The sequence below is a fragment of the Thioclava kandeliae genome (assembly GCF_040297545.1).
GTDB lineage: Bacteria > Pseudomonadota > Alphaproteobacteria > Rhodobacterales > Rhodobacteraceae > Thioclava > Thioclava kandeliae.
In genome coordinates this window covers 1-762 of the sequence record NZ_JAYWLC010000084.1, presented here as the reverse complement: position 1 = coordinate 762, position 762 = coordinate 1, and the positions used below count along the sequence as shown (strand labels likewise).

Genomic DNA, 762 nt, shown 5'->3' with positions numbered 1-762 from the left:
TTTCACCGTCTGGATGGCATTGCCCGCATAGACGGGGCGCTCGAAGGTGTCGGCATCAACCACCGCCGTCACATCCGAGATCACCATCACATCCAGAAGGGCGGCCACACGCGGCAGCACGTTCTTGGCCGAGGCGGTCGAGGGCGCCACGATATGGCTGAACCCGTCCGCCATGCTGACGACCAGATCGGCCAGCGGCTCGGCCAGACCATGGGCATAGGCCGCATCATCGACATTGAGCACTTTCGCCACGCCCGACAGGCCCGCCACAGGGGCCGCGTCCACGCCGGAACCCGCCACGAGAACAGTCACTTCGCCCAGAGCCGCAGAGGCCGTCAGCGCTTTGGCGGTCGCGTCGAGCGCAACCTCTTTACCCGCGATTTCCGCGATCAGAAGAACAGCCATCACAGAGCTCCCGCTTCTTTGAGTTTCGCCACCAGCTCGTCAACCGACCCGACCTTGACGCCCGCCGCGCGGCCCGCAGGCTCGGCGGTCTTCACGATCTCCAGACGCGGGCTGACATCGACGCCGTAATCGGCGGCGGTCTTTGCCTCGAGCGGTTTTTTCTTGGCTTTCATAATGTTGGGCAGCGAGGCATAGCGCGGCTCGTTCAGGCGCAGATCGGCAGTGATGATCGCCGGCAGCTTGACCTTGATGGTCTGCAACCCGCCATCGACCTCGCGCGTGACCTGTGCCTCGTCACCGGTGATCTCCACCGAGGAGGCAAAGGTCGCCTGAGACCAGCCCAGAAGCGCCGAGAGC

The 762-nt window shown here is 64.4% G+C and carries 1 protein-coding gene and 1 pseudogene; both read right to left on the bottom strand.

Going from position 1 to position 762, the window contains the following annotated elements; all coding sequences use genetic code 11:
* Positions 1 to 405: pseudogene (locus VSX56_RS20710) on the bottom strand (electron transfer flavoprotein subunit alpha/FixB family protein); the annotation flags it as partial.
* Positions 405 to 762 (bottom strand): electron transfer flavoprotein subunit beta/FixA family protein (locus tag VSX56_RS20705; protein ID WP_434096062.1); only part of this gene is annotated, 358 nt, incomplete at its 5' end. The pseudogene VSX56_RS20710 and the gene VSX56_RS20705, both read right to left, overlap by 1 nt.